Here is a 22,493-nt window from a genome sequence, read left to right as displayed (position 1 = left end):
CGGCCTTTTTATTTTGTCCAGATGAGGTGGTTTAAGCACCAAAACAGCTATTTTTCCCTAAAAACAGTAAAAAAGACAAACACCAAAACGATGTTTGTCTGCAATCTGAAGAGCTTGTTTTGATTAAACAGGCTCTTTAGTTTATCTTCCAGTGATTCATTTTTCTTATCTGTAATCAGTTCTACCGTAACTGATTTGACAGTGTGATACGCTTCATTATCAGCATTGAGATTATCCTCTCCGTCCTGATAATAGACTGCGTAAGGTGGTTTTGTTTTTTCTCCCTTTTTGAATTGACGGTAACGGCACGGTATTCCCAATGCTTTTATGATAGCTGCAAATTCTAATAGTTTCATTGGCCAATTCTCCTGATGCGTTCTTCAAATTCGGCAATGGCTTCTTCTTCCACTGGTGCGATATGAACCTGCGGGCTCGTTCGTCCACCATCACGATTAACGTGCCCGTTTTCGAGTAGATGAGTTAGGCGATAGTCAGGCCCTCTTACATGTGCCACATAAGTTCCATTCTTCAATCGTTTCTTGGCCCATTTCTTTCTGTAATTTCCTGTCATCTTTGGGCTACTGACCCTTAACTTGGCTACAGCCTTATCAACAACATCGCTAGCAGCTTCATCAACTTCTTGTTCAACCTCTTCCGACCACTCTTCTAGTGCAGACATGATTTCGCTAGTTAGATCCAGTGCCATTTTTTACTACCTCGCAAGTCAATTCGATGATATCACCATTTTCAAATGTCTTGATGACCTCGTATCTTACTCCTTCAAAATCCACATACACCTGATTGTCATACTCAAAATCGTGGACCTCAAGTACCATGGAAGGATTCATGTTGGCTTGTGATGCAAAATAATACTCTGACCGTGTGAGAGACCGCTTATTGCATGATACCTCAATACCTACTTCTTCGTAGGTTGGCTGTAACAACTCATCCAATGTCGGCTCTTCAGAAAGCGAAATTAGGGTGCAATCTTCATTCCATCTCATGACTCTGCCTGCTTCCTATATGTGATTTGATAGTCGTGCAGTTTCTGCTGTAGATAGCGTGGCATGGTTGGCTGGTCTTTGTTGATGTACTGGTAGTAGGTCCAATCGGCAACGAAGGTAACATGGTGAGGTAGATTCAGGTCAATGGCAATGCCCTTGACTTGCTCTAACTCATCAATAGAGCTTTTGATAAGCTCTGTTAGATACTTGTCTCGTTTGTCAGATTTGATACCTTCTTTCATCTTGACCAGTTGCAAGACATTTGAATGTTCCATGGCTTACTCGCTTTCTTTTGATGTTTTTCTACGAGGTTTGCGAGTTGTAACGACTTCCGATGCCAGCTCACTTGCTAACTCGGATACTGATTCAGAAACGCTTTCGCTTACTGATTCGGACACTGACTCAGAAACGCTTTCGCTTACTGATTCGGACACAGATTCAGAAACACTTTCGTTTACTGATTCAGAGTGCAGTCTTTCGATTTCCTCTAAAACAGCTACAAGCGGTTCTTCATTCAAACCGTTCAGGTAGTCTGCTCGGTCTTTGGCCGTCACAAACTCCTCATCTTTTCTCCGAAGGCCAATCGGAGATTGGCTATCGGAAAAAGTTACGAGCGCTTTAACTCTTACATCAACTGACTTCATGGTTTGCCTCCTAACCTGGTGTGTTAGCCTTGTCAGCTGCGAATGTCACATCTGTTGGTTTAGGTGCAACAGCTCCATCTTTGCCAGATGCATTGACTGCCACAAAAGCCTCCCCAAAGATTGGACGACCATCATATCGTGCAATTCCCTTAAAGACAGTATTGTCTTCGATGAATTGAGCATGTTCAGATTGAGCCATGGTTGCTCCCTCACGTTCTGCCAAAATGTAAAGCGAACCAAAGCCACCGATAATATGTCCATCTGGGATGAAGTTTAGCTCTTCAACATCACCACCAATAACAGGCAAAGTATTGTCAAGGCCTGACGCGATCGCTGCAGCCGAGTTGAAACTCATCAGCTTAATCTTCAAAGCTTGATGTGTCTTACGTGACATTGCCCAGAAAACATTGCCGTCTGAGTAGTCGGCATCAATGACATTTAGCTTAGTAGCCAATTCCTGATAGTATTTGATAGGGTCTGTGATGTTAGCAGGTACTACTGACAAATGAGTAGAATGCAGATCAGTCCAGTCTGGCTCATTCTGACCCCAGTAATTAGGTTTCTGGGTTTCAGCCAAGCGAGTCACGATACCAACAGGCATCTTAGTCCCTTTTCCGTAAAGGATGGCTTTATCGAGAGCAAGACCAATGGCTTGAGCAAGACCCAAAAGAATTTCATTAGCAAGGTTAAGGTCAGAGTCTTTCAGGATGGAATTAGGAACAGCAGTAAAGCCACCAACCTTGTAACCGTCCACTTCAACTTGATTGAATTTGAAATCAACTTCATTGAGTTTTCCAATCATTTCCGTCCAGATACCTTCTGGTACTGTGCCCGCGATGTTCTGACGAGCTTCGCCCTTCACAGGTTTGAGCCAAACTTTTGTAATTAATTTGGAATATTGATCCATATTGTTACGAAGCAACTCCAAGAATACTTCTGGGATGGTCAATTCTGAGCCATTGACAGCACGTTTTTCTTGAATGAGGCTGCGAGTATTTTCCAAAAATGTCTTGACTTCGCTGCGTTCAACCAATTCAGTCATAGCAGCACGAGTCAATCCACCAAAATATTTGTTTCGAGTCATAGTTGCAAGTTCTCCTTTTTGTTTGTTGCGTTGTTCAGGTTCAGCAGCTGGTTCTTCTTTTGGTTCCACTTTAGGCTCCTTGCCTTCCAATTCAGCTAGTTCTGCTTCGAGTTCATCAATTTCAGCTTGGATAGCATCTACTTTTTCTTGATGTTCAGCTTGTTCCTGTGTCAAAGTGTCAATTTCTTCTTCGACAGCCTTGATTTCTTCATCAGACCGTGCTTCTTCGATAGCTGCTTCCAATTGGGCACTACGTTCATCAAAGTTCTTACCGTCGTTCAATTCAGTCAAGTTATCATTCAAGACTTTAATTTTGCGACGGAGCATGAGTTGTTTTAGCATAGTTTAGTTTCTCCTTTAGTTTTTGTTTACGGGACTCTAAGGTCCGTTCTTGTAGATCTTCAAAGTCTCGTTTCCGAGCCTGCACACCCGTTGCCTCATAGGCAGGGAAGGTTACGATGGACACTTCATGCAAATCAATCTTTTCAATGGTCCATTTTACAGTTCCATCTTCACGAAATTCAGTCGATTCCTCAACGATGTTGAAACCGAATGAACATTGGTCCACATCGCCACGTTGGACACGGGCGTATAGATTGAGTGCATCTGTATCTTGTTCGTTAATGACAACACGGGCCCATAGACCTTTGTCATCAACTTTCAAAGTCAATGTCCCGGCCTTATTACGACCAAGGACCAACTCTGTGTTGTGATTGATAAGGGCACGGATGTCATTGTCAAGGGTATCATCAAATGCACCGATTTTTATTTCTTCAAAAGCACCAGGCCACAACTCTGTTTCAGAGCCATAGACTGCAAAATAGCCTTCGATAACTTTCTCTTGTTGGCCTTCCTGTTGTTCACGGACAGCAAGATTAGATTTGAAGCTACGCGTCAGATAAGCTGCTCTCTCCACTATCTTCTCCTTTCTCTAGTTTCTTCTGATCCCCAATTTTATCAGCAGGTATGAAGTTCTCAAGAATAACCAACTGGTCCAGACCTTCTTCTGGTGGCATATTCAGCCAGTTCCTCACTTCATTCCCAGTCACAAGACCTCTGATGTAGAGGTTTTGCCCGACTTCAGCCAGCTCTTTCATGCTGTAGTTCAACAAACTTCGATAATTGAACAACCAGTAATGATTTGGGGAATAAAGGAGCTTGCTAGTCATCTCGTGTTGAATGATGTCTGCAAACTCCTTTATTGTATTAGTGACAAAATTGTCATATTCTTCCTTGTTAAATTTTCCTACGCCAAGAAAGAAGGCAGGTATTCTCAAAATCCCTGCCAACGTAGTCTTGTCAACTTCTACCGAATCTTTAATTGCAATATCGTTCAGACTAAGTGGCTTAACCTGTTGAACGTCCATAATCTCTGCTGGGATAATCCAAGGCTTACCAGCAGATGATTGTTTGAGGTACATATCAAAGACTTCGTCACGACCTTCTTGCGAGGACAGTGCGGCCGTATTGGCATCTGTTTTGATAATCAATGACGGCATATACTTTCCTGACATAAACTCGTTTTTAGTAGCTGAGGCTTGCTTTAAATTTCTAAGCAAGTCAGAAAGCACGACACGATATCCCTGCCCTTTCCATGGTTTCTCTGGATCGGCATTGATGGAGAAGTGTAGCACTTCGTCAGGCGAGAAGACCGTATCATAGTCATAGACTACTTGATAGTCAAATGCATCCCCTTGGAAGGATACTTTAGACGGTGGCAAAGGTTTTAGGTCTTGAATTAACCCCTCTTTGTCAACGATTGGATAGATGATGCTATTACCATCCCCTTCCAAAATCATTGTTCGGACAATGTTGTATATCCATTTCTTCCGACTCATCCACTTGTAAGGATTGATATCAATCTTTCTGGATAGTTCGTTTTTGATTCGGACGTCGCCATTCTCTCTATTCTCCATGAGGTGAATAGTCATTGACGACACCAGGCTTGCAATCTTGTGGACTGCGATGTGCACCTCTGGGCAATCAGACAATCTGGTGTATCCATTGGTGACCATAGTTCTGAAGTAGTCCTCATTGACAAACATCTGAAAGCTAGAAGACGGCTCGGATCGTATCTTGTTTGAATTTTTCGGTTTGCGTTTACTCAATTTTTCGCTCCTTTCAACCAATCACTTACATATCCACCTTTCTCTGTGTCCTCTAGCATTTGGCATTCTGCAAAGACTGCTGCGTCAAAAAGGTCAATGCGTGATGTCTTTTCTACTTTTTCGTATTGAATCATATCATCTACTTTTTCAATTCCTCGAACATTCGACACGCAGTATTCGAATGCGGTGCTGTGGCAATAATAAAGCTGACCGTTGTAGGCCTTAACTTCTATACGGCGGAATCCCTCTGACTTCTTCCAGTAATACTGCGGTGCATCGACAATCGTAAAACCTGACCGTTTCATCCCAGTGAAAAAATCACGACCAAACTTCTTATCAAAGCCAATTTTCTGGATTTTGAAACCCTTGTCCCTCATAGACTTAAACCAATTGATGACATCATCATAGGAAACGGTTGGTGTGTTACTCATGGTCAGATTGCCGTCTTGCTCCCAACCAAATAATGGGATGCCGTCATCATTAGCTTTCTCATGGGCGGCCATACGTGGAAAGAAGGCATGGGTGATAACAATATCCACACCTTCATACTGCCCATATAGAGCAGCTGCTGTTAAGTCATGAAGCTTCGATAAGTCGGCACCACCAAACCACTTGATAGGCAACCGAGCCAACTCTTCTAAGCTCCAATCGTACTTATCATCCGAATTAATGAAGGTTTGGAGGTCGAAGTAAGCAGTCATCGAGTTCGTGAAAATATTCAAAGTCTTATTGAAAAATTCATTCCTGGTCTGTGGGTCGGCATAAGCAACCTCTGCATCATGCAACAACTCGCTCAACTCTACGGTAACTCCTAACGATGGATTGGCTCGTTGAATGTGGATTGGGTCCGTGAAGTCTATAATCTTTCCGTCCGCATCGGCATCGGCATCACAGATAAAAATGAAGAAGCTATCATCTTCAATCAAATCATCTAGGACCTTGTCGCAATACTTCAACCGCTGGGCTAAGAAGCCATTTGGTTTGTCCCCTGCCGTCGTAATCGCCATAAGCAATTTATTCCGAAAAGCCCGTTGGGCATTTTTCATCAGCGTGTACTTCTTAGATGACTTCATCCCATGGATTTCGTCCAAGATGATGATGTTACCGTTGAATGAGTCTAGGTTGTCCTCTTCTGAAGCCAGTGCATTGATGATGAATGAGCCATTGGAAAATTCTTTTCGGATGCTGTGCTCATTATTGTTATCCTTGATTCTGATTGACTTGTCCTTCCAGTATTTAACCGTGTGAGAAATGAAATCGAAACTTTCACGGGTCTGTTTTAATGAGTTTGCCAGGATATAAGCATTGGTCCCGCTCTTATTTTCCAGAACAGACATGGCCAAGCAGATTGCGGAAGCAAAGGGAGTCTTTCCGTTTTTACGAGGTAACATAAAAAGGGCCTCTGTAAATCTTCGGATGGAGGTCCCCTTTTTGAAAAATCCAAATAAATTGACAATGCAGAATTTTTGCCAGTCTTGCAAAATGAATGGAACATTGGTCAGCGGTTTCCCTTCTAGCGATTCGCCTTTCCTGTGAACAACCAGCCCCTCAATGAACTTTATTACAAATTCAAATTGTTCTGAACGAAAATCAAACTTTCCACTGGCAAGGTCTTTTAGAAATCTGGCACAGGCCTTTGCCCGTCGCTTCCCTGCAATAATTGTGCCAGCAACAACATCTTCTGCATATTGCTTTGCGATTTGGAAGTCAGTGAGAATTTTTTGAGCTCTTGTCATGTTAAGTTGGCAATCAACCCTTCCAGTCCACCAGCTTCCTTATCTGGTTTTATCACTTCCACATTAGCAGCTTTTGGATTCAGCTGCAGTCGGTCTGAGTATGTCAGGATATCCTTGCGAAGATTCTCCATGGTTTGAACTAGCGGAGTTTTTCGTTCCACGATCGTACCACGAGATGTCTCATGCTCTTCTGTCACTTGTGACCCGTTGGCAATAAACTCTTCCCGTGCTATGTGGTAGTCATATAGCAAACCTGAATAGATTTCTATGAGGTCGTCGTAGTGCTTAGAATAGGTCCTCATTTCTTTCATTGACTTCACAGTCCTGTTCTTAAAAGTGTTCTGGGTAATTGGTCTAGCCAATTTCTCACCTCCTTCCCAATTTTGTGTTAGAAATCGTTGCACAAAATTCTCAAAATGTTGAAGGGAGGGAAAAACTTCTCCTTCCCGGTCCTCTAATGGCTTTGAGAATTTTTGTTATGAGGGGGGGCTTTCCTAGATTCGAAGAATTGTTCAAACTCTTTTTTTCTTTTCCGTTGCCAGTAAAGACCTTGCCCTATGACTTTGTCATTCTTTCTGTCATGGAATGTTCCGTGGATTTTGTTGGTCAAGCTAATCACGTTCCACGACATAAACTCCAATTCTGGATACTCTGAAACTGGGTAAATGTGGTGGACCATTTCAGCTTGTACTTCAATTCCATACCTCAGAGATTCTTGACAGAGATACTTGTCACGTTTCAGAGTTCGACTACGGAACTTCTCCCAGCGACTAGACTTCAATGTCTTTCGGACAGGTTTGAATGTCATACAGTTGCACTCCCTATATATCGCTTAGTTATCTCTGGTGTTGGTCTGTCGCATCTTTCAAATATATTTGTTGCGATGAGTTGGTTTTCAGAAAAGAATTGGATGACTTCCTTTTTCTTTGGTTTTCCAGAATATGGATATCGTTTTGGTTTCATGATTACTCCTTTCCACAACAGAAAAGGACAACTTGCCCAGCTGTCCTACTTGTTTATAAAAATTCATGATACAAATATAACACTAAAATCGTGAGAAAAATAGTACCCTTTTTTCTCATTTTTTAAACAACCCTTGACAACAGAATTTTAGGTGCAAAAACTATACCAATTTCTCTTTGAATTATCTTCAACACATATTGTGTCAAATTTCTCTTTTTTTCAAACTGCTTGATATTATTGGTTTTCCAAACACTTGTTTTTTCGAATTTAACAATTCTCATTGTGTAACATTCGCTACTTGCCAAGTTTGAAACTAGCAAATGCTCGGTCCTGTTGGTCTTGGTTGATACCGATATATCTTTTTGTAATTGCTGGGCTGGAATGGTTGAATAGGTCCATAAGCATTGCGATGTCCTTATGCTTCTTGTAGTAGTGATAGCCAAAGGTCTTCCTCATTGTGTGAGTCCCGACATTTTCGATACCGCAGTCGAGAGCGGCAATCTTGATGATGCAGTAAGCAGCCTGTCTGGTAATTGGTCTGTTTTTTCCTTTTCGACTTTGGAAAAGGTAATCTCCTACTTTCTTACCTTTGATGTACCTTTCTATCTCCCTCTTCAAAAGAGAGTTCATCTTGATTCGTTTTCGCTTTTTGGTCTTCTTCTCGATCACAATTATGTAATGACCACGGATGTTTGAGACTTTCAAAATAACGATGTCAGATATCCTCAAGCTCGTATTGATTCCTATCAAGAACATGATATAGTTGCGTTCATTCCATTCACGTAGATAGTCGCACATCATATCAATGTCCTCAGTGCTTCGAATGGGCTCAACGTAGTTCATTTGATTCCCCTCCTTTCTTAACTCAAGTAAAAAGGCCAGTGCATTTCTGCAACTGACCTACTGTTTGTCGGGCGAGTTCTGGTTTTTCTTGAAAGGTGTTCCTCTGAAAAATAAAAGGCTCTTGCGGGTATCTATCCTTCTTCTCGTTCCGACATTATCATATTAACACCATTTTTGTGAGAAAAACAGTACCCTTTTTTCTCATTTTACAAGTGACCTTTTAGCTCTGCGTACTGCTCAAGAATAATCGCTCGTCTCCTGTAGATTGTGGCTAAACTCATGAATTTCTTGTCTGCGATTTCTTCCCATTTTAGACATGGATACTGCCAGCGTAGATGAAACAGCTCTCGATCTTCATCGGTCAACAAGTCAAGTAACTTCTCAACCAAGGTCTTAAATGCTTCGAGATGTCTAATCGTTGGGTCGCTGTCCCACTTGATGACAATAGCTTCAGTTGGTTTACTTACCCCGCCTGAACGAATACCCATTTCATCATTGCTATTTCTAGCAGATAGTTCAAGTTGCCTATTCCTGATTGAGCGGTCAATAGACCGATACTTGTTGAGTTCTGAGTCGAGTCGCGATAGCTCTCTTTTGTCAAGTCGTGTCAAATTGCTTACTCCAATCTTTAAAATTTTGCGATGCCTTCCGAGAGACTTCAGCGATTGCATTAAATACCTCGCTAAAGGCCACACCTATTTGGTGCAGTGCTTTATTGATTTCTGCTGGATTCTGACCTAGCTGTTCCAACAGTTCTGCAATCTCCTGTTGTTTTTTTAGTTCAGCTTGTTTTGCCTTCTTTTTCCTTATCCTCTTGTTCATCTCGCCCCTCCTTGTAACCCGATAGATACTTGATGTACTCTGCGAAATAGGTACAGGCTACCCACACAATAAATGCTGTCAGAAACGGATGTCGTGCCATAAATTCATAACCGTTCATCTATTTTCTCCTAATCTACTGTCTTGACTTCCAGCGGCAACCACATCTTCGGATTGAAGTTGATAGTGTAGTCGTAATTCGACACATCCTTTGTCTTCACATCCTGGACTACATAAGACACATTATCAGATAGCCCGATGATATGTTTTTGATATTCCTCATCGGCAGTTTCGACTAAAATTTCCAGTTGATTATCTGTCGTGTCTGCTACAATCGACATCCGACCGCTCATCTCGAACATCACATCATTTGTGATTGCGTTCAATACTGTAACCTTTCGGACCACGTTGAAATTGTCTGCCTCTTCCGACAAATTGTGTCGGACCACATCGGCTTGTCTTTCACAACCTGCCAACACTCCGATAAGTCCAACAAATACTAATGCTAGTCTAATCTTGTTTTTCATTATTTATCCTCCCTACGCTAAAATAGTCAAATGCTCCTGCTCTCCTAACTTATCTTTGAGGTAGGCAGCTACATTGTTGACAGCTTCCAAGGTCCATGCCCCTCCGTCAGCTTCAAAGAGAGCCAACTGGGCCCGACCATTGATGCGGAATACAAACTGGCTTTCGGGTTGAACAACTTCGGTAAATGTTCGGTAGGGAGCAAGTTGGATTGGATTTGGCACTATGCCTTTGGCTAGTGATGCGACACCATTTTTGACCGTAGCAACCTGGGACACGCCATTGTCAACAACTTCAGACCCTTCTTTGATTTCCAAATGACTTGCAAAGTTAATCATAGAAGCTCTGTCTTCATTTGCGACAAAACCAGCCTGTGCCTGAATGATAAAGGCTTCTTGCGGCATAAATTGCTCAAGCGTGATATGTGGTAGCGTGGCCACAACTTCGACTAGCGCAGACCGCCGTCTGCAATGCTAGATAAATCTAGTCCGATAATATTTTTTGCCATGTCTTCCTCCTAGCTGCAACCACAGCCATTGCCGTTGAATTTTTCTTTCAGTGCTTCAATTTCCGCTGTAACACGACCAAGTAGCCGCCCCTCTTGTTCCAGGTCTCCATCTCTAGGATTGGCCCTAGCCATGTGTGTCTGGATTGCGTGTTTTACGATATGCAAGTCCCGATAATTTAGATTCATTTTGTACCCCACTTTCTTTTGTATTCATTGTCCTGACAATACTTTGTCATCCGATCTAATTCCTGACGAAATTCATTGTCAGGTAACTTCATCAGTCGGACTTTGTCCGACATCCGAATAATGCAGTCGTTGGCTACGGACCAGCTCTGCATCGCGAAAAGTCTATCAACACCGTCCATTATTCCTCCTCGTCATCTCTGATTGAATAAAATTCAATTAGTTCCATACCACCATTCCTCCAAACTCAGACCATGCAGCCCATTCGTCCAGCTTTTTCTGGATAATATGATGCTTTTGTTGCAATAACAGAGCTTTCATCTCATCCCCAATCTGTCCATATTTTTCCTCATGAGCAGCAATCATTTGTAATTTTTCAATCATCAAAAATCGATTAGCCTCCGTTTGCTCTTTATTCCAGTTATTTTATAAGTGTTGCCTGTAGATTTTTTTAGAATACGGTCCACTAGTTTGTCGTTGTACATCGCACGCAATTCCTCGCCTGTATGATTGGTATTGACAATCGTAGTAGAGCGAGTATTAAAAATCTTGAACAGGAAACGCTGAGTCCAGCCGTTCGCCTCGCTATCCTTTCCGCTCATGCTCGTTTCTGTCCCCAAATCATCTATGATGAGGTAGTCAACCCTAGTCAGTAACTCAACTGCATCTTGCTCTGTGAAATTGCTCTCGCGATACTGCCAGCCTGATTGTATTTTTGTGATAAGATCGGCCAAACTGATAAACAAAATGCTCTTTGGATTACCGCTCTTCTTAAAGTCCTCGTTCATATAACGAGCCATGGCCATACAAAGATGGCTCTTTCCAACCCCTGGAGCACCCGTAAGTATTGTATTCCCTACCATACCATCGATATATTTTTTAGCTTGAGAATATGCAAACTTCTTCAAGTCATGCTCCTGTTGTGTCTCCGTTTTGAAGTTGGCAAATGTTGCTCCTTCCAATTCCGATGACAGCATGCTATCTCTGAATAATACATCGTAAGTTGAATAATCAAGGCTACGACCTAACGACTCATTGACTAGCCTCTCTGTATCCTTCTGGATATCTTCCCGTGTGCATTCCTCGCAAAATGGCCCGATGACTCGATCAGGAAGGCTGTAGGCCACTAACCTTATATCGTGTTTATCGCAAGTTCGATCTAACACCTCCTTCATGGATTCCATATGATTATTATCAAACATTTTTTTCATAGCCACCTCCTAAAATGGCATCTCCCCCAAACTGTCTTCTTTCCGAGCAGCAGGGATATTAGCTTTTCTTGATGGGGTATTATTGGCTTTAGCATCAGCAAAGTTTCTCTGTTCTTCATCCTGTTGAATGATGGTCAGAATATTGTTTTTTGCCCAATTCTTAAGTATCGCATTTACATAGCCAAAGTTTCGCTTGGAATTATCAGCAGCTCGATCAATCGCTCTCTTAATCAGATTTGCCTCAAGCTTGTCAATTTCGAGATAGCCTTTAAGCTTCTCGTATTGATAGCCGTCGAGAGCCCCAATCCTGGATTGATAATAGTCGTAAATATTTATTTCAGCAGCAGATTTAACAATATCTACTTCTGACTTTATCTCTTGCTCTATATCTATCTCTTGCTCTATATCTATCTCTTGCTCTAACTCTTTCTCTAACTCTATTGGACTGTTGTTGGACACCTGTTGGACATTGTCCAATTTCAATACTCTTCTCTGCTCACGTTTATATCTCGCCCAATCGGTTTCCTGTTCCATTAGAGCAGGCACTTGTAGCATTTCAGCATTGTTATCGTCATCAACTTGCACAAGTCCAACATTCTTAAAGTATGCCATGGTCATCTGGATCTCTTCTTCCTTGACATCTAGGCGGACGGCTAGTTCTTTTTCAAGCGTTGGCAATGTTCCTTCGTAGTAGATGACGCCGTCCGTAGATAAAGATTCCAACATGAGCATCTGATATACAATAATCATGTCCTTTCCCCCAGGCATTCGTAGAGCCTGTTTGATAGCCAAATTCTTAAAAAAATTCTGGTCTAGCTTGAGCCAAAAAAAGATTTTCTTTTTCTGTTTCTTTGCCATTTCTACCTCCTATGCCACATTTACTTGATTTGTTGATACTAGCCAATCCTTAGCAACGTTCCAAACTTCTTCAGGGACGTCCCTATTGTACTTACCTCTAAACTGGACAATCTGCCCAGATTGACCTCCAGCGTGTAGAGAGGAGTGTTGGGCTTGCTAGCCAGCCGGACAAAGACAATCATGGTCTTCCCTTTGAGATGCTGCTCGGTATATGAGCTGACGCAATGATGCAGTTTCTTACCCTCGTAAATCAATTCAGCAACTCGCGACGGAACATGGAAAGTGTACCCTGCCAGTGTCATATCAAAAGCATCTCGACGTTTAAATTCAGCTTCAAGCTGTTTCTCGCGTTCTCTCTGAGCACGATCTCGTTCTGCTCGTTGAAGCCTGCGTTGCTCTTCTCGGAATTGATTATAGAGCTCAACGGTGTGCCGGTGCATGGCATCAAAGTCCTTTGGTACAATCATCGCGTCGCCTTCTGGGTCTATGCCCATTTCAGTGAGCATATTCAAGTAGTCTTTATACTCACGGAAATTTATCCGGTTTTTAATAACCCAGTTTTGAAATTTATTTATCCCGACACCTGCTGGAATGTGCTTGATATCCTGATAATCCAAATGATTTTCAATACCTGGGACCAGCTTTCCATTTCGTTGGCTAATTCTACGGGCCAGTTCAAATTCACTAAAACTGCGATTCGAATTTTTGAAAAATTGCTTGTTTTTCTGTAGCCAGCGTCGATTAAGAGTACGCATATCAACTGTTTTTTTGAAACCCAATCTCGTAAAAGCATACGGGAACATTATCTCGTCGGCCAGACGATTCGCACCGATTTTCTGAGCGAATTCGATTTCATAACGGTACTTGTATAGTCGTTCGATTTGGTGATAACCAATCCTGTCAAATTTGATGTACCTTAATTCAGAAATCGTCTTCAGATGCTTGTTCCAATTGTTCGGATAAAATTTATTGCCAGTGTATGGACCAGATCCGTAGTAGTTTTCAATCAGAAATGGCAGGTACTGGTCATTATTCGCACAACCAATCTTGATGTGCTTGCCACCCTCGAACCGCTCCAAGTTTGTCAATCGAACATCAATGTCCTGCTTGCCATCTTTAAGTTCAGAATGAAAGACATAGGACTGTATTTCAATCCGTTTGGCCGTAGATAGAATGATTGAGAAGAAATAGGACTTGTCAAAGAAAGTCAATTTTGATGCCTTAGTCAACCTTTTTTCGACACAGAAACCCAGCTTCATGTCGCTGGCCACAATGGTTTCATGCTTGTTGGACCACCTGTAAGTCGTTATCTGCGAGTAGCACCAGTTCCAAAAAGCTTTGGGCGGCTTCAATCTTCGCTTTGCTTCACGTTTACATTGTTCTGCTTTCATGCTTCGTCCAAGAAGTCAAAAATGCTCATTTGATTTTCGACTACACCTTTCGTGGATTTTTTGGTTTTTTCTGGCTTGGTATCTTCATCTGGCCAGATACCCTGACGGACTTTGGCCATAGCTGATTTAGCCGGCTTAGTTTTTTTCTTGGAAACTGGCTCAACTGGTACTTGTCTAATATTCTCCAACTTGCTATTGGAAAGGAAATACTCTCTAACCCATTCAAAGACTGTCTCATCAAGAATACAAGCCATGCCATTCTGGGCAAACTCCCTGGCCTTGTTGCTGACATACTTCAAGGCAGCCTTGATAGTGTACCCTTCTTTCAAAACGCCCTGGAAGAGCTCATCATCCTCTTGCTCGCAGAGCCAGTTATGGATACGGTCCTCAGATGGACTGTGTTCTTGTTCCATTTCCTTTAGCATTTTATCCAATGCCTGTTGCTTCAAATTTGCCATCTTATCCACCATTCTTTCCGTACAAATTGAATATCAATACCCGATATGTATTGACCTGCCCTTGCAAGTTGGATACCTGCTCTTGCAGTTGTTCGGTCCGATAGATTAAACCGACAGAGACCAGAATCAACAAAATAATGAGCCCTGTGAGTAGGTAATTGACCGTTGATTGCTTATTCATCTTTTTCCTCCCACATTTCAGCTACTATCCCCTTATTCCAAAGGTCTTGTTGATAAACTCTGGCTTCTTGCCAGGTATCAAAAGATCTCTTGTAGTGGTACTTCCGACCACGACTCTTTTTATTTATTTTTGCCACAACCCAAACCATAGCTAGACCTCACGATCTGCTAATAGCTCGGCTTGGCACTTGTTGACATTCTCCAAGAAGTCAATCCGTCTGCGTAGCTCATCAATCAGCCTAGCTTGACCGACACACTCTTGATTTTTTAATAAAGCCAGTTTCTTGTATTCCTTGGCTGTGTGCCTAGCGTTGGCCAATTCACGTTCCAACTCATGCTTATTCTGAGGAATGTAGTCTTCTTCCCCAACACTCAAAAACTTCTTCATCATGTCCCAAAATTTCATTCTATCCTCCGTAATATCTGTGGATTTGAAGATATCTCAAATTCCGTTCTGGTTGCTTTTCTTCAATCACAGGCTCCTTGACCTCTATTTCAATCTCAACAGGCTTACGGATCAGCCAGATTAAGATTGGGGTCAAAATAGCAATAAGTGCCAAACCTTGTTCAGCTGTCAACATCAATTCTTCTGTCATATTGCTGTCCTCTGCCAATTATTGTGGTACCATTCAATCACTGCATCACGAGGGTACTTCTCACGAGCATTCGGAATTCTTGGGAAATCTTTGTGGCAGTTGAAACGTTCATCAAAAGTACCGGTGTCTTTTGTTCCTAAGAGCATCTCAGAACATTGTGACTTATTGAGTTCCATTGGATATCGTCGTTTTTCGTCCATGACAACGTGCATGACCTTTAACGCTCTATCCATTAGCCCAGCTTCAAACTGGTCCAACATTTGAATCATTAGATCATTCATGATATAATCCTCTTGTATGTTTATATTTGAGCCTGATTGCCGTCAGGCTTTTTTTTTGCGTTTTACAGTTCATAAGTGTTCATCTCCAAAATTTTCATTTTGGTATTTGTGCTTGGTTCCCATGTCATCCAATAGGACAATGCCGCATCAGCGAATTTCTTTGGCAACATGTCATAGCGATTGATATTGAAATGGTCTTTGAAATCAACCTCAGCTTGTCGAAAGACCGACTGTGCAAAGACTTTATCAGCATAGGCTGGGCTGTCCATTCCGCCTAGACAAGCGACGACACGGGCTTTTCTCTTCTTCAGCAAGGCTTGAGCAAAGCTAGGATGAATCGGTTGTTCATTTTTGAGGTAATCAACATCTTGAGCCAATGCCAACTGCTGCTCTTTCAGTTTTTTCTGCCCAGTAAATAGAGCGATAAAAGCCTCATCAGATAAATTTTCTGGCACATAAGCACCCTGTTGCCGAATCTGTGGTAATACCTCGCTAGTGACCCAACGTTTAAATTCTTTGGCTTGTGGAAGTTTGCTAGATAAGATCAGCGAGTAAAGACCAGATTCGTTGATGATAATTGTATTTTGGATACGACCTAAACTATCGGTGAGTCCGTGTTTCACGGAGTCATCCTCATCAACATGTCGCGAAATTGCATCAAGTGGTTTTAGATAACCTAAAATATCTGCCACATCTTTCCCGACAAACCAAGGCTCGTTGTTAATGGTAACAGTACGGACTTCCTGCCCGTGAAAAACAAAAATTTCGTTCATAAAATTCCTTTCTAATTTGGTATAATAGAGATAAATAGTATATTGAGGTAGATAATATGATTAGTGTATTGACAGATTTCCTTAAAACTTTTAATGATATTACTGCACCAATTGGATTCATAATCACAATTTGTACTTTTTTTCTAGCTAGAGCTACAAAGGACAAACTTGACGAATCGAAAGAAATTGGATTGTTTTCGGAGGAAGCTAATCAATATCTAGGCAGATTAAATGCTATTAAGATATTACTGAATCAGATTGACAACCGTTTTGCAACCGTTCCAGAAGACATAGTCAAGAGTGTATCTGATATTGTCTCTGAGATAGAGCACAGCTACCCAACCCTTTCTAAGAAAAACAAGGTATTTTCAAAACCGATAAAACAATTTAAAAAGTTACATCGCTATCAATTTGTTGAATACATCAATTTTATCGACCCATTCAACGCACTTCATAGCATACTTTCTAACAGAAGGGACTTAAAATAATGAATCCATCAATAGACCAACTTTGCCAATTAACCGTAGAAAAAAAACTATCTTGGAAAACAATTGATAAACTGATTATCAATGAAGTGCCGTACTCTCACCAATTTCAACACATTTTGACAGATAAATCTTTTTTTACCAAAATAAATTCAAAAATTATCATTGTGCTTTATGGGGAAGTAAAAGATTTACTCCGTGACAGAATCAAGAAAGGATATTATCTGAAAACCCTGACTGATGACACAATTGAAAATATAGATGCTCCTGAAGTTGATGTTGTAAAGTTGCACACATTGATTACTATTCTTAACGATTTTTCCAATTCTTAATCTTATTTGAAAAATATCGGTATTCTTTCATTAGCTTTTTAATTGCAAAGAAATTTATAGCAATAACACCAACAATTAAAATTAACCTGAATAACTCCCAATAAAACACCATTAGTACCCCCTCCTTATTTCTCCAAGTGCTAAAATGGTTTCCCAAACATCTAGCCCCTCAAGGCTATCGATCATCAGTTGACTCAGCTGATGATTTTTCTTTTACCAGTTGGCGACCAGCAAACCCTGCAGCAAATCGTCCATCATTCCCTCTCAATCAACGGCAAGATGTCTTCCTTGGCCAGTAACTCATAGAGAAACAACCGACCTTTCTGCATCCAGACCGTATTGATTTTAGTCCGTACCGCACCCGTCCTGTCCTCGTAAGTAAAGGTCTTGCTAGCGATATACCCTTTCCCTTGATACAGTCGATAAAGTATCCACTGCCCATTCACAAACCGCTGAACACCTAGCTCTTTCAAAGTCTTATTGAACTGCTTAGCACTCATACCGTAGTCCTGAGCAATCTGCGTGATTAAGATTGGGTCCTTGCTGTCTAAAATGACATTCAGGTAGCGGGTTTGCTCCCGTGCCACCTCAAGCTCCTGCTCCAGTAGTTGATTTTGAGTAGTTAAGCTAGCGATTTTTTTATCTGCCAATAGCAGAGCCCGTGCCATAATCTTCTCTGGACTGTTAAAGTCCTTTTCGACCTGGATAAAGTACTGCCGTACCTGCTTGCCTCGCTCAGTCCGTTGGATCATAGCAATCTCCTTGGCCATGTCCAGCTTGATAACGTGGTCAACCGCTCGACGACCTCCCGTACTTTTTTCCAAATTTGGAAGAAAGTCCTGACCTTCGACAAATCCATACTCGGTCATACGGTCAAACCAGGTTGTATAATTTGAATTGACACCCAAAGCCTCATGCAGCTGCCGACCAGACACCACAGGCTCTTGATTGTCATTCAAGTTAATATTGATAATTTCGTTCATATTGTTTACCTCAATACTTCTCCCAAGGATTTTCGATTCCCAAGACAGTAGCGACATTTTGCTTTACATTATCACTACCTTTTCCGTAGCGTAACAACTCAGAAATGACCGAACTAGACACGTTAACACTTTGAGCCAATTCAGACTGTTTCATATCTAGCTCAATCAAGCGAGTTTTAATCAGAGCTTTGATTTCTTTTAACTCTTTGCTCATATTTTTCCTTTCTTAAATTTGGTATAATAGACTTGAAATCTTTATAGAAAGGAGGTCAAGTCATGGATATAAATCAAGTTCGCATATTGGAAGCGTGCCATAAATTTTTGATTGGCATTACTTCTTGTGAAGACACACTTCAAGATGATACTCTTGTCTATCTGTACCGAGGTCAACGAATTACGTTTGAGACCTATCAGGAATATAGCAATCTGACATTCACAGATTACTCTTTGCAGTACAGTCGCTTACATGGCGAAAACAGCTATATTAACGATAGGCAGGAATTGGTTGACATCTTCCCTAGCGAAGAGCATTTACGGGCTTTACAGAGAATATCTGATGCCGACCAAGCTAGAATCCAGATCGTCAAATTGCTGACCCAAATCAATCTTGAAGTGCTATCTTCCAAGTATTCTGTCTTGAAAAAAGATAATTTCGGATACGATTTCTACAACTTTGAAACCAAAGAAAACTATCCAATCTATCTTTTTTCAGATAATGACAACTTTGAATTAGTTGCTATCAGTTGATACAACTTCGCCTTCAAAGTCGAACGTTTTTAGCTCGTGAGCCAGTTGTTCAAGCTCACGGGCTTTTTTATTAAACTCATTGCTCAGTTCAATAAAACGATCAATATTTGCAATTTTGACGGTTACAGTCATTGACCCGAATCCCATGGCGTTTCCTCCTTTTTATTATTTTTAACTAAAAAGTTAGCGAATTTCTTGACAAAAATTAAAGAATACTCTACAATGAAGACATAGCGAAAAGACTTACTAAGAGTAAGGTATTACCTAGAAAAACGGACGCCAATCAGTTTCATTAGGCTTTATTTTTAGTTTGTCTTGTTCGCTAACTCTTTAGCTTACAAAATATATTTTAAAGAATTCTCCGTAAAATGTCAACCGTTTTTATGTAAATTCTTTAAATATTTTTTGTCAATCTCATAGAAAGGTTGATAATTCAGTGTTTATTACATTTGATAGAATTAAAGAATTAGCACAAAAGCGTGGACTTTCAATAAATTCTTTAGAAGAAAAATTAGGATACAGTCGGAATACAATCTATGCTATAAAAAGAAATCAGCCTGGTTCAGAAAAATTGCAACAAATCGCCGACTACTTCGACGTGTCGACAGACTACCTGCTCGGGCGGACGGACAACCCGCGGATTGCCAGCGATGAGACAGCTATCATTGACGGTCAAGTTGTGGACTTGAGGGAAGCAGCTGCCCATACCATGCTCTTTGACGGTAAGCCACTTGATGACGACGATATAGACTTCATCACAGCGGTACTATCTGCACACTTCAAAAATAAACAGAAGGACTAACTGCCTATGAAACTAGACCAACTCTGTAAAGAGTTTGGGGTGGAATTGTGCCTGTTTGATGCAAGCAACTGGCATAGTTCGGGATTTTACAATCCAATAACCAAGGTCTTAGGGGTTGATGTGAATTTGTCTGAGCAAGAACAAAAACAAGTCGCCCTACATGAGTTACAGCATAAAAATCACTTTCCATACCAGTATCAACTCTTCAGAGAGAGATGCGAACTCGACGCAAATAGGAATATGATCCACCATCTTTTGAAGGAAGAGTTAGAAATCGCCGAAGACCGCACTCAGTTTAATTACCTGGTATTTATGGAAAAATACAAACTAAAGACCATAGCGGATGAGGCTATGATCAAAGAAGAGTATTTGAATTTAGTTGGATAAAAAATAAAGATGAATAAAAATCAAATAGAAAATCTTGAAAAACTGACAACTTCAACCGATAAGATGAAACAGCTAACCGAGGAGAATCCTAATCACTTTAAGACTTCCCGGCTAGGTCAAAGCATGACAAATTACAGCAATCAGCTTGAACGTGAAATAAACGGGAAACGTCGTAGAAATAGGGTTTTCCCCTATGGAACACTGGTTTATGTTGATTTTGGTATAAACTTTGGTTCTGAGTTCTCTGCACCACATTATGCAATTACACTCAGCAAAGAAGATCGCAAAAACCAGAATACTATCACTGTGATTCCTCTTACATCCAAACCAGGTTACAACAACCTACCATTAGAGTTCAATTTAGCTGAAGCTCTTGGTATGCTAACCGCACAACTCATTGAGGCAGCGGAAGACAAGGTTGCAAGCGAGTTAGTATCTCATTTCGGAGAATATGATGATTTTGACGAGTTAATGCTAGAGTTGGAAAAAGAAGGCCGATTAGATGAAAAAGAACGAGCAATGAACCTTGTTCAAAAATTATCGGATGAAGTTGTTTATGCTGGCAAAAGACTTGAGAAGTATATGTCTGACTTAGAAAAAACGACCTATGCCAAACTCGATGCGATTACAACTATTGACAAAGTTAAAATATTCAAGAAAGTAAGCACATTGGATGGACTGGGGGTGGCTCAAATTTTAGAACCACAAATGAAAATTTTAAGCGATGAAATAAAATCACGCTATCTTATTTGACAATTTCATAGTATTTTGATAATATATAGTTACTAACCTAGGAGTTTTCCTAGTGCAAATACTCTGGTTGGCACAAGCTGCCACCGACCGAGCGGTAACTATTCATAGTTGCCGCTTTTATTTTACAAAAAGCAAAAAAGCCCTACGCTCGACAGTTTGGCGACCAAGAGCGTAAGGCGAATCGTATAAGAAAAATTGCCAGTCTGGCAAGTCTTTTCTTGTACCCATTTTATCAGAAATGAGGTAAAAAAACAAATGGCATCATATCGAAAAAGAGAGAACGGGCTGTGGGAATACCGTATTTCCTACAAAACCATAGATGGAAAATATAAACGGAAAGAAAAAGGTGGTTTTAAGACCAAGAAGCTTGCTCAAGCAGCAGCATTAGATGTCGAAAAGAAATTGACCCAAAACATTCTGACTGACGGAGAAGTGACTCTATATGACTTTGTCAAGACTTGGTCAGAGGTCTATAAGCGTCCATATGTCAAAGATAAGACTTGGGAAACCTATACAAAGAATTTCAGACACGTTAAGAATTACTTCCAAGAGATGAAAGTCAAAGATATTACACCGCTTTACTATCAGAAAAAGTTGAATGAGTTTGGGGAGAAATACGCTCAAGAAACTCTTGAAAAATTCCACTACCAAATAAAAGGAGCTATGAAAGTAGCTGTTAGAGAAGAAGTCATTCGTTTTAACTTTGCTGATGATGCGAAGGTGAAATCTCAAATCGCAATTAGAGATGAAGAGGATGACTTTTTGGAAGAACATGAACTCAAGGCTCTCCTAGCCCTCACAAGAGAGAAAGTCAGGTATGTAACCTATTTCACTCTCTACCTTCTTGCAGTCACAGGATTGCGTTTTTCTGAGGTAATGGGTCTAACCTGGAATGATGTTGACTTTGAAAATGGCATACTGGATATCAATAAAGCGTTTGACTACTCAAACACTCAAGATTTTTGTGCGTTGAAGAATGATCCGTCAGAAAGAAAAGTTCCGATTGACTCAAAGACAATAGAGGTTCTTAGAGAATATCGGAAAAATCATTGGCAAGCTAACATCAAAAATAGGATATGTTTCGGTGTATCTAATTCCTCGTGTAATAAGATAATTAAAAAGATTGTTGGCAGGCCTGTCAGAAACCATAGTCTAAGGCACACATACGCATCATTCTTGATATTGAATGGGGTTGATATTGTTACCATATCCAAGCTTCTTGGTCACGAAAGTCCAGATATTACTCTGAAAGTTTATACACACCAAATGGAAGCACTGGCTGAGAGAAATTTTGAGAAAATCAAAAATATTTTTTTAGTCGCATAATTTGGGGCGAATTTGGGGCGAAATGCCCAAAAACCTTGATAAATCAAGGTTTTCAAATCCGTCTACCGCCTTTATTATAGGATTTTATCCGAATTTATACAAGTCAAAAGCCCGATTTTTTCGGGCTTTTTTGATTTTTCATTCGGTTAAATCTGGTAAAGTTGGTGGGCAGATTTGGACAGGGTCTTTTTATAGTCTTTTAGTTTACTTTTAGTACTAGCTTCAAAGGTTCGGGGAGCCTTTGAAGGTTGGAGATGAAACAAACGAAGTTTGTGTCAACGAGCTGCAGGCATAACTCAATGCTTTTTTATTTCTAGGTGACCAGCTGATGCACTTCGCTTTTTTGTTTTCAGGCTCAGGCTGAAACAGTTCCCCAAACTGTTTCACTCCACCGGACTATTCGTATCCCCCAGACTGCTTGGACAGTCAATGAACTGTCCAAGGTTGGAGATAAAACTTGCGGAGCAAGTCGCTTTTGCAAAATCAGGCAAGGCGAGTTCAAACAATCCAGTG

At 40.9% G+C, this 22,493-nt stretch carries 41 protein-coding genes; 7 read left to right on the top strand and 34 right to left on the bottom strand.

Features of this window, described 5'->3' with window-relative positions:
* Window positions 1–47: 47 nt before the first annotated feature.
* From C1E99_RS14755 to C1E99_RS11940, 31 genes are all read right to left on the bottom strand, one after another.
* Window positions 48–356: a hypothetical protein gene (locus tag C1E99_RS14755; RefSeq protein WP_161951196.1), complete on the bottom strand. Its 309-nt coding sequence runs from the start codon at window positions 354–356 to the stop codon at window positions 48–50.
* Complete coding sequence (locus tag C1E99_RS12060; protein WP_023370501.1) at window positions 353–706, bottom strand: HK97 gp10 family phage protein; 354 nt, start codon at window positions 704–706, stop codon at window positions 353–355. Before C1E99_RS12060 ends, C1E99_RS14755 begins: the two co-directional genes overlap by 4 nt.
* On the bottom strand, window positions 687–1,004 hold the full coding sequence (locus tag C1E99_RS12055) for a hypothetical protein (protein ID WP_023370503.1): 318 nt from the start codon (window positions 1,002–1,004) through the stop codon (window positions 687–689). Before C1E99_RS12055 ends, C1E99_RS12060 begins: the two co-directional genes overlap by 20 nt.
* On the bottom strand, window positions 1,001–1,279 hold the full coding sequence (locus C1E99_RS12050; RefSeq protein ID WP_023370505.1) for a hypothetical protein: 279 nt from the start codon (window positions 1,277–1,279) through the stop codon (window positions 1,001–1,003). Before C1E99_RS12050 ends, C1E99_RS12055 begins: the two co-directional genes overlap by 4 nt.
* 3 nt (window positions 1,280–1,282) lie before the next feature.
* Window positions 1,283–1,648: a hypothetical protein gene (locus C1E99_RS15030; RefSeq protein ID WP_029185612.1), complete on the bottom strand. Its 366-nt coding sequence runs from the start codon at window positions 1,646–1,648 to the stop codon at window positions 1,283–1,285.
* Window positions 1,649–1,658: 10 nt separating this feature from the next.
* Complete coding sequence (locus tag C1E99_RS12040; protein WP_105207676.1) at window positions 1,659–3,074, bottom strand: phage major capsid protein; 1,416 nt, start codon at window positions 3,072–3,074, stop codon at window positions 1,659–1,661.
* The gene (locus C1E99_RS12035) at window positions 3,040–3,648 is read right to left on the bottom strand and encodes an HK97 family phage prohead protease (protein WP_024395709.1); all 609 of its coding nucleotides are present in this window, start codon (window positions 3,646–3,648) and stop codon (window positions 3,040–3,042) included. The genes C1E99_RS12040 and C1E99_RS12035 overlap by 35 nt, the downstream gene beginning before the upstream one ends.
* Window positions 3,620–4,747 (bottom strand): phage portal protein, encoded by a 1,128-nt coding sequence (locus C1E99_RS12030; protein WP_238146239.1) that lies wholly within the window; start codon window positions 4,745–4,747, stop codon window positions 3,620–3,622. Before C1E99_RS12030 ends, C1E99_RS12035 begins: the two co-directional genes overlap by 29 nt.
* Window positions 4,748–4,836: 89 nt before the next feature.
* The gene (locus C1E99_RS12025) at window positions 4,837–6,576 is read right to left on the bottom strand and encodes a terminase large subunit (RefSeq protein WP_105207675.1); all 1,740 of its coding nucleotides are present in this window, start codon (window positions 6,574–6,576) and stop codon (window positions 4,837–4,839) included.
* Window positions 6,573–6,896, bottom strand: coding sequence for a P27 family phage terminase small subunit (locus tag C1E99_RS12020; protein ID WP_228478497.1), 324 nt, complete (start codon window positions 6,894–6,896; stop codon window positions 6,573–6,575). The genes C1E99_RS12025 and C1E99_RS12020 overlap by 4 nt, the downstream gene beginning before the upstream one ends.
* A 134-nt stretch (window positions 6,897–7,030) precedes the next feature.
* Entirely contained in the window at window positions 7,031–7,384 is a 354-nt protein-coding gene (locus C1E99_RS12015; RefSeq protein WP_105207674.1) for an HNH endonuclease, read from the bottom strand.
* Window positions 7,381–7,539: a hypothetical protein gene (locus C1E99_RS15280; protein WP_238146238.1), complete on the bottom strand. Its 159-nt coding sequence runs from the start codon at window positions 7,537–7,539 to the stop codon at window positions 7,381–7,383. Before C1E99_RS15280 ends, C1E99_RS12015 begins: the two co-directional genes overlap by 4 nt.
* 294 nt (window positions 7,540–7,833) lie before the next feature.
* Window positions 7,834–8,382 (bottom strand): site-specific integrase, encoded by a 549-nt coding sequence (locus C1E99_RS12010; RefSeq protein WP_023370523.1) that lies wholly within the window; start codon window positions 8,380–8,382, stop codon window positions 7,834–7,836.
* Window positions 8,383–8,588: 206 nt separating this feature from the next.
* Window positions 8,589–8,993: a transcriptional regulator gene (locus tag C1E99_RS12005; protein WP_024381136.1), complete on the bottom strand. Its 405-nt coding sequence runs from the start codon at window positions 8,991–8,993 to the stop codon at window positions 8,589–8,591.
* Entirely contained in the window at window positions 8,980–9,204 is a 225-nt protein-coding gene (locus C1E99_RS15025; protein ID WP_024381137.1) for a hypothetical protein, read from the bottom strand. The genes C1E99_RS12005 and C1E99_RS15025 overlap by 14 nt, the downstream gene beginning before the upstream one ends.
* Window positions 9,164–9,322, bottom strand: a complete 159-nt coding sequence (locus tag C1E99_RS14750) for a hypothetical protein (RefSeq protein WP_161951195.1) — start codon at window positions 9,320–9,322, stop codon at window positions 9,164–9,166. Before C1E99_RS14750 ends, C1E99_RS15025 begins: the two co-directional genes overlap by 41 nt.
* A gap of 10 nt (window positions 9,323–9,332) precedes the next feature.
* Window positions 9,333–9,728 carry a hypothetical protein gene (locus C1E99_RS11995; protein WP_024381138.1) on the bottom strand — a complete coding sequence of 132 codons (396 nt, stop codon included), beginning with the start codon at window positions 9,726–9,728 and terminating at the stop codon, window positions 9,333–9,335.
* A 12-nt stretch (window positions 9,729–9,740) separates the two neighbouring features.
* On the bottom strand, window positions 9,741–10,130 hold the full coding sequence (locus C1E99_RS11990; RefSeq protein WP_105207672.1) for a hypothetical protein: 390 nt from the start codon (window positions 10,128–10,130) through the stop codon (window positions 9,741–9,743).
* 113 nt (window positions 10,131–10,243) lie between these two features.
* Entirely contained in the window at window positions 10,244–10,420 is a 177-nt protein-coding gene (locus tag C1E99_RS14745; protein WP_153308508.1) for a hypothetical protein, read from the bottom strand.
* Entirely contained in the window at window positions 10,417–10,599 is a 183-nt protein-coding gene (locus C1E99_RS11985; protein WP_105207671.1) for a hypothetical protein, read from the bottom strand. Before C1E99_RS11985 ends, C1E99_RS14745 begins: the two co-directional genes overlap by 4 nt.
* A gap of 37 nt (window positions 10,600–10,636) precedes the next feature.
* Window positions 10,637–10,801, bottom strand: coding sequence for a hypothetical protein (locus C1E99_RS14740; RefSeq protein ID WP_161951194.1), 165 nt, complete (start codon window positions 10,799–10,801; stop codon window positions 10,637–10,639).
* Window positions 10,801–11,628 (bottom strand): ATP-binding protein, encoded by an 828-nt coding sequence (locus C1E99_RS11980; protein WP_024395718.1) that lies wholly within the window; start codon window positions 11,626–11,628, stop codon window positions 10,801–10,803. Before C1E99_RS11980 ends, C1E99_RS14740 begins: the two co-directional genes overlap by 1 nt.
* A 9-nt stretch (window positions 11,629–11,637) precedes the next feature.
* The gene (locus C1E99_RS11975) at window positions 11,638–12,486 is read right to left on the bottom strand and encodes a DnaD domain protein (protein ID WP_105207670.1); all 849 of its coding nucleotides are present in this window, start codon (window positions 12,484–12,486) and stop codon (window positions 11,638–11,640) included.
* 38 nt (window positions 12,487–12,524) lie between these two features.
* Window positions 12,525–13,877, bottom strand: coding sequence for a PcfJ domain-containing protein (locus tag C1E99_RS11970; RefSeq protein WP_238146237.1), 1,353 nt, complete (start codon window positions 13,875–13,877; stop codon window positions 12,525–12,527).
* The gene (locus C1E99_RS11965) at window positions 13,874–14,335 is read right to left on the bottom strand and encodes a Cas9 inhibitor AcrIIA9 family protein (RefSeq protein WP_105207679.1); all 462 of its coding nucleotides are present in this window, start codon (window positions 14,333–14,335) and stop codon (window positions 13,874–13,876) included. Before C1E99_RS11965 ends, C1E99_RS11970 begins: the two co-directional genes overlap by 4 nt.
* A 1-nt stretch (window position 14,336) precedes the next feature.
* Window positions 14,337–14,516: a hypothetical protein gene (locus tag C1E99_RS11960; RefSeq protein WP_024390667.1), complete on the bottom strand. Its 180-nt coding sequence runs from the start codon at window positions 14,514–14,516 to the stop codon at window positions 14,337–14,339.
* Entirely contained in the window at window positions 14,509–14,664 is a 156-nt protein-coding gene (locus tag C1E99_RS14735; RefSeq protein ID WP_161951193.1) for a hypothetical protein, read from the bottom strand. Before C1E99_RS14735 ends, C1E99_RS11960 begins: the two co-directional genes overlap by 8 nt.
* A 2-nt stretch (window positions 14,665–14,666) precedes the next feature.
* On the bottom strand, window positions 14,667–14,921 hold the full coding sequence (locus C1E99_RS11955; RefSeq protein WP_105207669.1) for a hypothetical protein: 255 nt from the start codon (window positions 14,919–14,921) through the stop codon (window positions 14,667–14,669).
* 1 nt (window position 14,922) lies between these two features.
* On the bottom strand, window positions 14,923–15,111 hold the full coding sequence (locus C1E99_RS11950) for a hypothetical protein (RefSeq protein ID WP_105207668.1): 189 nt from the start codon (window positions 15,109–15,111) through the stop codon (window positions 14,923–14,925).
* On the bottom strand, window positions 15,108–15,392 hold the full coding sequence (locus C1E99_RS11945) for a hypothetical protein (RefSeq protein ID WP_043035783.1): 285 nt from the start codon (window positions 15,390–15,392) through the stop codon (window positions 15,108–15,110). Before C1E99_RS11945 ends, C1E99_RS11950 begins: the two co-directional genes overlap by 4 nt.
* Before the next feature lie 62 nt (window positions 15,393–15,454).
* Window positions 15,455–16,165, bottom strand: coding sequence for an ORF6C domain-containing protein (locus C1E99_RS11940; protein ID WP_105207667.1), 711 nt, complete (start codon window positions 16,163–16,165; stop codon window positions 15,455–15,457).
* A 56-nt stretch (window positions 16,166–16,221) separates the two neighbouring features.
* Here C1E99_RS11940 and C1E99_RS11935 point away from each other — a divergent pair, with 56 nt between their 5' ends.
* Together C1E99_RS11935 and C1E99_RS11930 are read left to right on the top strand one after the other, a co-directional pair.
* Entirely contained in the window at window positions 16,222–16,653 is a 432-nt protein-coding gene (locus C1E99_RS11935) for a hypothetical protein (protein ID WP_105207666.1), read from the top strand.
* Window positions 16,653–16,982, top strand: coding sequence for a hypothetical protein (locus C1E99_RS11930; RefSeq protein ID WP_029185597.1), 330 nt, complete (start codon window positions 16,653–16,655; stop codon window positions 16,980–16,982). Before C1E99_RS11935 ends, C1E99_RS11930 begins: the two co-directional genes overlap by 1 nt.
* A gap of 254 nt (window positions 16,983–17,236) precedes the next feature.
* On the opposite strand, the gene C1E99_RS11925 is transcribed toward C1E99_RS11930, so the two are convergent.
* Together C1E99_RS11925 and C1E99_RS11920 are read right to left on the bottom strand one after the other, a co-directional pair.
* Complete coding sequence (locus tag C1E99_RS11925; RefSeq protein WP_105207665.1) at window positions 17,237–17,965, bottom strand: phage antirepressor KilAC domain-containing protein; 729 nt, start codon at window positions 17,963–17,965, stop codon at window positions 17,237–17,239.
* Between the two features lie 10 nt (window positions 17,966–17,975).
* Window positions 17,976–18,179 (bottom strand): transcriptional regulator, encoded by a 204-nt coding sequence (locus tag C1E99_RS11920; RefSeq protein WP_105207664.1) that lies wholly within the window; start codon window positions 18,177–18,179, stop codon window positions 17,976–17,978.
* A gap of 62 nt (window positions 18,180–18,241) precedes the next feature.
* Between C1E99_RS11920 and C1E99_RS11915 the strand changes: the two genes are divergently transcribed.
* Window positions 18,242–18,712, top strand: coding sequence for a hypothetical protein (locus tag C1E99_RS11915; RefSeq protein WP_105207663.1), 471 nt, complete (start codon window positions 18,242–18,244; stop codon window positions 18,710–18,712).
* Here the strand turns inward: C1E99_RS11915 and C1E99_RS15020 are convergent.
* Window positions 18,695–18,859 carry a hypothetical protein gene (locus C1E99_RS15020; protein ID WP_105152504.1) on the bottom strand — a complete coding sequence of 55 codons (165 nt, stop codon included), beginning with the start codon at window positions 18,857–18,859 and terminating at the stop codon, window positions 18,695–18,697. The genes C1E99_RS11915 and C1E99_RS15020 overlap by 18 nt on opposite strands.
* Window positions 18,860–19,148: 289 nt before the next feature.
* On the opposite strand from C1E99_RS15020, the gene C1E99_RS11905 reads away from it, so the two are divergent.
* The 4 genes from C1E99_RS11905 to C1E99_RS11890 all read left to right on the top strand — a co-directional run bounded on the left by C1E99_RS11905 (window position 19,149) and on the right by C1E99_RS11890 (window position 21,980).
* Window positions 19,149–19,514, top strand: a complete 366-nt coding sequence (locus C1E99_RS11905; protein ID WP_105207662.1) for a helix-turn-helix domain-containing protein — start codon at window positions 19,149–19,151, stop codon at window positions 19,512–19,514.
* Between the two features lie 6 nt (window positions 19,515–19,520).
* Complete coding sequence (locus C1E99_RS11900; RefSeq protein ID WP_024381158.1) at window positions 19,521–19,901, top strand: ImmA/IrrE family metallo-endopeptidase; 381 nt, start codon at window positions 19,521–19,523, stop codon at window positions 19,899–19,901.
* A gap of 9 nt (window positions 19,902–19,910) precedes the next feature.
* A complete protein-coding gene (locus C1E99_RS11895; RefSeq protein ID WP_044761518.1) occupies window positions 19,911–20,654 on the top strand; it encodes a type II toxin-antitoxin system PemK/MazF family toxin in 744 nt (247 codons plus the stop codon).
* A 255-nt stretch (window positions 20,655–20,909) separates the two neighbouring features.
* Window positions 20,910–21,980 carry a site-specific integrase gene (locus C1E99_RS11890; protein ID WP_029185590.1) on the top strand — a complete coding sequence of 357 codons (1,071 nt, stop codon included), beginning with the start codon at window positions 20,910–20,912 and terminating at the stop codon, window positions 21,978–21,980.
* Window positions 21,981–22,493: the final 513 nt, after the last annotated feature.

The sequence above is a fragment of the Streptococcus suis genome, from assembly GCF_002964045.1.
Classification (GTDB): domain Bacteria; phylum Bacillota; class Bacilli; order Lactobacillales; family Streptococcaceae; genus Streptococcus; species Streptococcus suis_U.
This window is presented reverse-complemented; position numbering and strand designations above follow the sequence as displayed.

Excerpts from the sequence above, each read along its gene's own strand:
- C1E99_RS14755 (WP_161951196.1), bottom strand. The coding sequence starts at position 356 with ATGAAACTATTAGAATTTGCAGCTATCATAAAAGCATTGGGAATACCG.
- C1E99_RS12060 (WP_023370501.1), bottom strand. The coding sequence starts at position 706 with ATGGCACTGGATCTAACTAGCGAAATCATGTCTGCACTAGAAGAGTGG.
- C1E99_RS12055 (WP_023370503.1), bottom strand. The coding sequence starts at position 1,004 with ATGAGATGGAATGAAGATTGCACCCTAATTTCGCTTTCTGAAGAGCCG.
- C1E99_RS12050 (WP_023370505.1), bottom strand. The coding sequence starts at position 1,279 with ATGGAACATTCAAATGTCTTGCAACTGGTCAAGATGAAAGAAGGTATC.
- C1E99_RS15030 (WP_029185612.1), bottom strand. The coding sequence starts at position 1,648 with ATGAAGTCAGTTGATGTAAGAGTTAAAGCGCTCGTAACTTTTTCCGAT.
- C1E99_RS12040 (WP_105207676.1), bottom strand. The coding sequence starts at position 3,074 with ATGCTAAAACAACTCATGCTCCGTCGCAAAATTAAAGTCTTGAATGAT.
- C1E99_RS12030 (WP_238146239.1), bottom strand. The coding sequence starts at position 4,747 with ATGGTCACCAATGGATACACCAGATTGTCTGATTGCCCAGAGGTGCAC.
- C1E99_RS12025 (WP_105207675.1), bottom strand. The coding sequence starts at position 6,576 with ATGACAAGAGCTCAAAAAATTCTCACTGACTTCCAAATCGCAAAGCAA.
- C1E99_RS12015 (WP_105207674.1), bottom strand. The coding sequence starts at position 7,384 with ATGACATTCAAACCTGTCCGAAAGACATTGAAGTCTAGTCGCTGGGAG.
- C1E99_RS15280 (WP_238146238.1), bottom strand. The coding sequence starts at position 7,539 with ATGAAACCAAAACGATATCCATATTCTGGAAAACCAAAGAAAAAGGAA.
- C1E99_RS12010 (WP_023370523.1), bottom strand. The coding sequence starts at position 8,382 with ATGAACTACGTTGAGCCCATTCGAAGCACTGAGGACATTGATATGATG.
- C1E99_RS15025 (WP_024381137.1), bottom strand. The coding sequence starts at position 9,204 with ATGAACAAGAGGATAAGGAAAAAGAAGGCAAAACAAGCTGAACTAAAA.
- C1E99_RS14750 (WP_161951195.1), bottom strand. The coding sequence starts at position 9,322 with ATGAACGGTTATGAATTTATGGCACGACATCCGTTTCTGACAGCATTT.
- C1E99_RS11995 (WP_024381138.1), bottom strand. The coding sequence starts at position 9,728 with ATGAAAAACAAGATTAGACTAGCATTAGTATTTGTTGGACTTATCGGA.
- C1E99_RS11990 (WP_105207672.1), bottom strand. The coding sequence starts at position 10,130 with ATGCCGCAAGAAGCCTTTATCATTCAGGCACAGGCTGGTTTTGTCGCA.
- C1E99_RS14745 (WP_153308508.1), bottom strand. The coding sequence starts at position 10,420 with ATGAATCTAAATTATCGGGACTTGCATATCGTAAAACACGCAATCCAG.
- C1E99_RS11985 (WP_105207671.1), bottom strand. The coding sequence starts at position 10,599 with ATGGACGGTGTTGATAGACTTTTCGCGATGCAGAGCTGGTCCGTAGCC.
- C1E99_RS14740 (WP_161951194.1), bottom strand. The coding sequence starts at position 10,801 with ATGATTGAAAAATTACAAATGATTGCTGCTCATGAGGAAAAATATGGA.
- C1E99_RS11980 (WP_024395718.1), bottom strand. The coding sequence starts at position 11,628 with ATGAAAAAAATGTTTGATAATAATCATATGGAATCCATGAAGGAGGTG.
- C1E99_RS11975 (WP_105207670.1), bottom strand. The coding sequence starts at position 12,486 with ATGGCAAAGAAACAGAAAAAGAAAATCTTTTTTTGGCTCAAGCTAGAC.
- C1E99_RS11970 (WP_238146237.1), bottom strand. The coding sequence starts at position 13,877 with ATGAAAGCAGAACAATGTAAACGTGAAGCAAAGCGAAGATTGAAGCCG.
- C1E99_RS11965 (WP_105207679.1), bottom strand. The coding sequence starts at position 14,335 with ATGGCAAATTTGAAGCAACAGGCATTGGATAAAATGCTAAAGGAAATG.
- C1E99_RS11960 (WP_024390667.1), bottom strand. The coding sequence starts at position 14,516 with ATGAATAAGCAATCAACGGTCAATTACCTACTCACAGGGCTCATTATT.
- C1E99_RS14735 (WP_161951193.1), bottom strand. The coding sequence starts at position 14,664 with ATGGTTTGGGTTGTGGCAAAAATAAATAAAAAGAGTCGTGGTCGGAAG.
- C1E99_RS11955 (WP_105207669.1), bottom strand. The coding sequence starts at position 14,921 with ATGAAATTTTGGGACATGATGAAGAAGTTTTTGAGTGTTGGGGAAGAA.
- C1E99_RS11950 (WP_105207668.1), bottom strand. The coding sequence starts at position 15,111 with ATGACAGAAGAATTGATGTTGACAGCTGAACAAGGTTTGGCACTTATT.
- C1E99_RS11945 (WP_043035783.1), bottom strand. The coding sequence starts at position 15,392 with ATGAATGATCTAATGATTCAAATGTTGGACCAGTTTGAAGCTGGGCTA.
- C1E99_RS11940 (WP_105207667.1), bottom strand. The coding sequence starts at position 16,165 with ATGAACGAAATTTTTGTTTTTCACGGGCAGGAAGTCCGTACTGTTACC.
- C1E99_RS11935 (WP_105207666.1), top strand. The coding sequence starts at position 16,222 with ATGATTAGTGTATTGACAGATTTCCTTAAAACTTTTAATGATATTACT.
- C1E99_RS11930 (WP_029185597.1), top strand. The coding sequence starts at position 16,653 with ATGAATCCATCAATAGACCAACTTTGCCAATTAACCGTAGAAAAAAAA.
- C1E99_RS11925 (WP_105207665.1), bottom strand. The coding sequence starts at position 17,965 with ATGAACGAAATTATCAATATTAACTTGAATGACAATCAAGAGCCTGTG.
- C1E99_RS11920 (WP_105207664.1), bottom strand. The coding sequence starts at position 18,179 with ATGAGCAAAGAGTTAAAAGAAATCAAAGCTCTGATTAAAACTCGCTTG.
- C1E99_RS11915 (WP_105207663.1), top strand. The coding sequence starts at position 18,242 with ATGGATATAAATCAAGTTCGCATATTGGAAGCGTGCCATAAATTTTTG.
- C1E99_RS15020 (WP_105152504.1), bottom strand. The coding sequence starts at position 18,859 with ATGGGATTCGGGTCAATGACTGTAACCGTCAAAATTGCAAATATTGAT.
- C1E99_RS11900 (WP_024381158.1), top strand. The coding sequence starts at position 19,521 with ATGAAACTAGACCAACTCTGTAAAGAGTTTGGGGTGGAATTGTGCCTG.
- C1E99_RS11895 (WP_044761518.1), top strand. The coding sequence starts at position 19,911 with ATGAATAAAAATCAAATAGAAAATCTTGAAAAACTGACAACTTCAACC.
- C1E99_RS11890 (WP_029185590.1), top strand. The coding sequence starts at position 20,910 with ATGGCATCATATCGAAAAAGAGAGAACGGGCTGTGGGAATACCGTATT.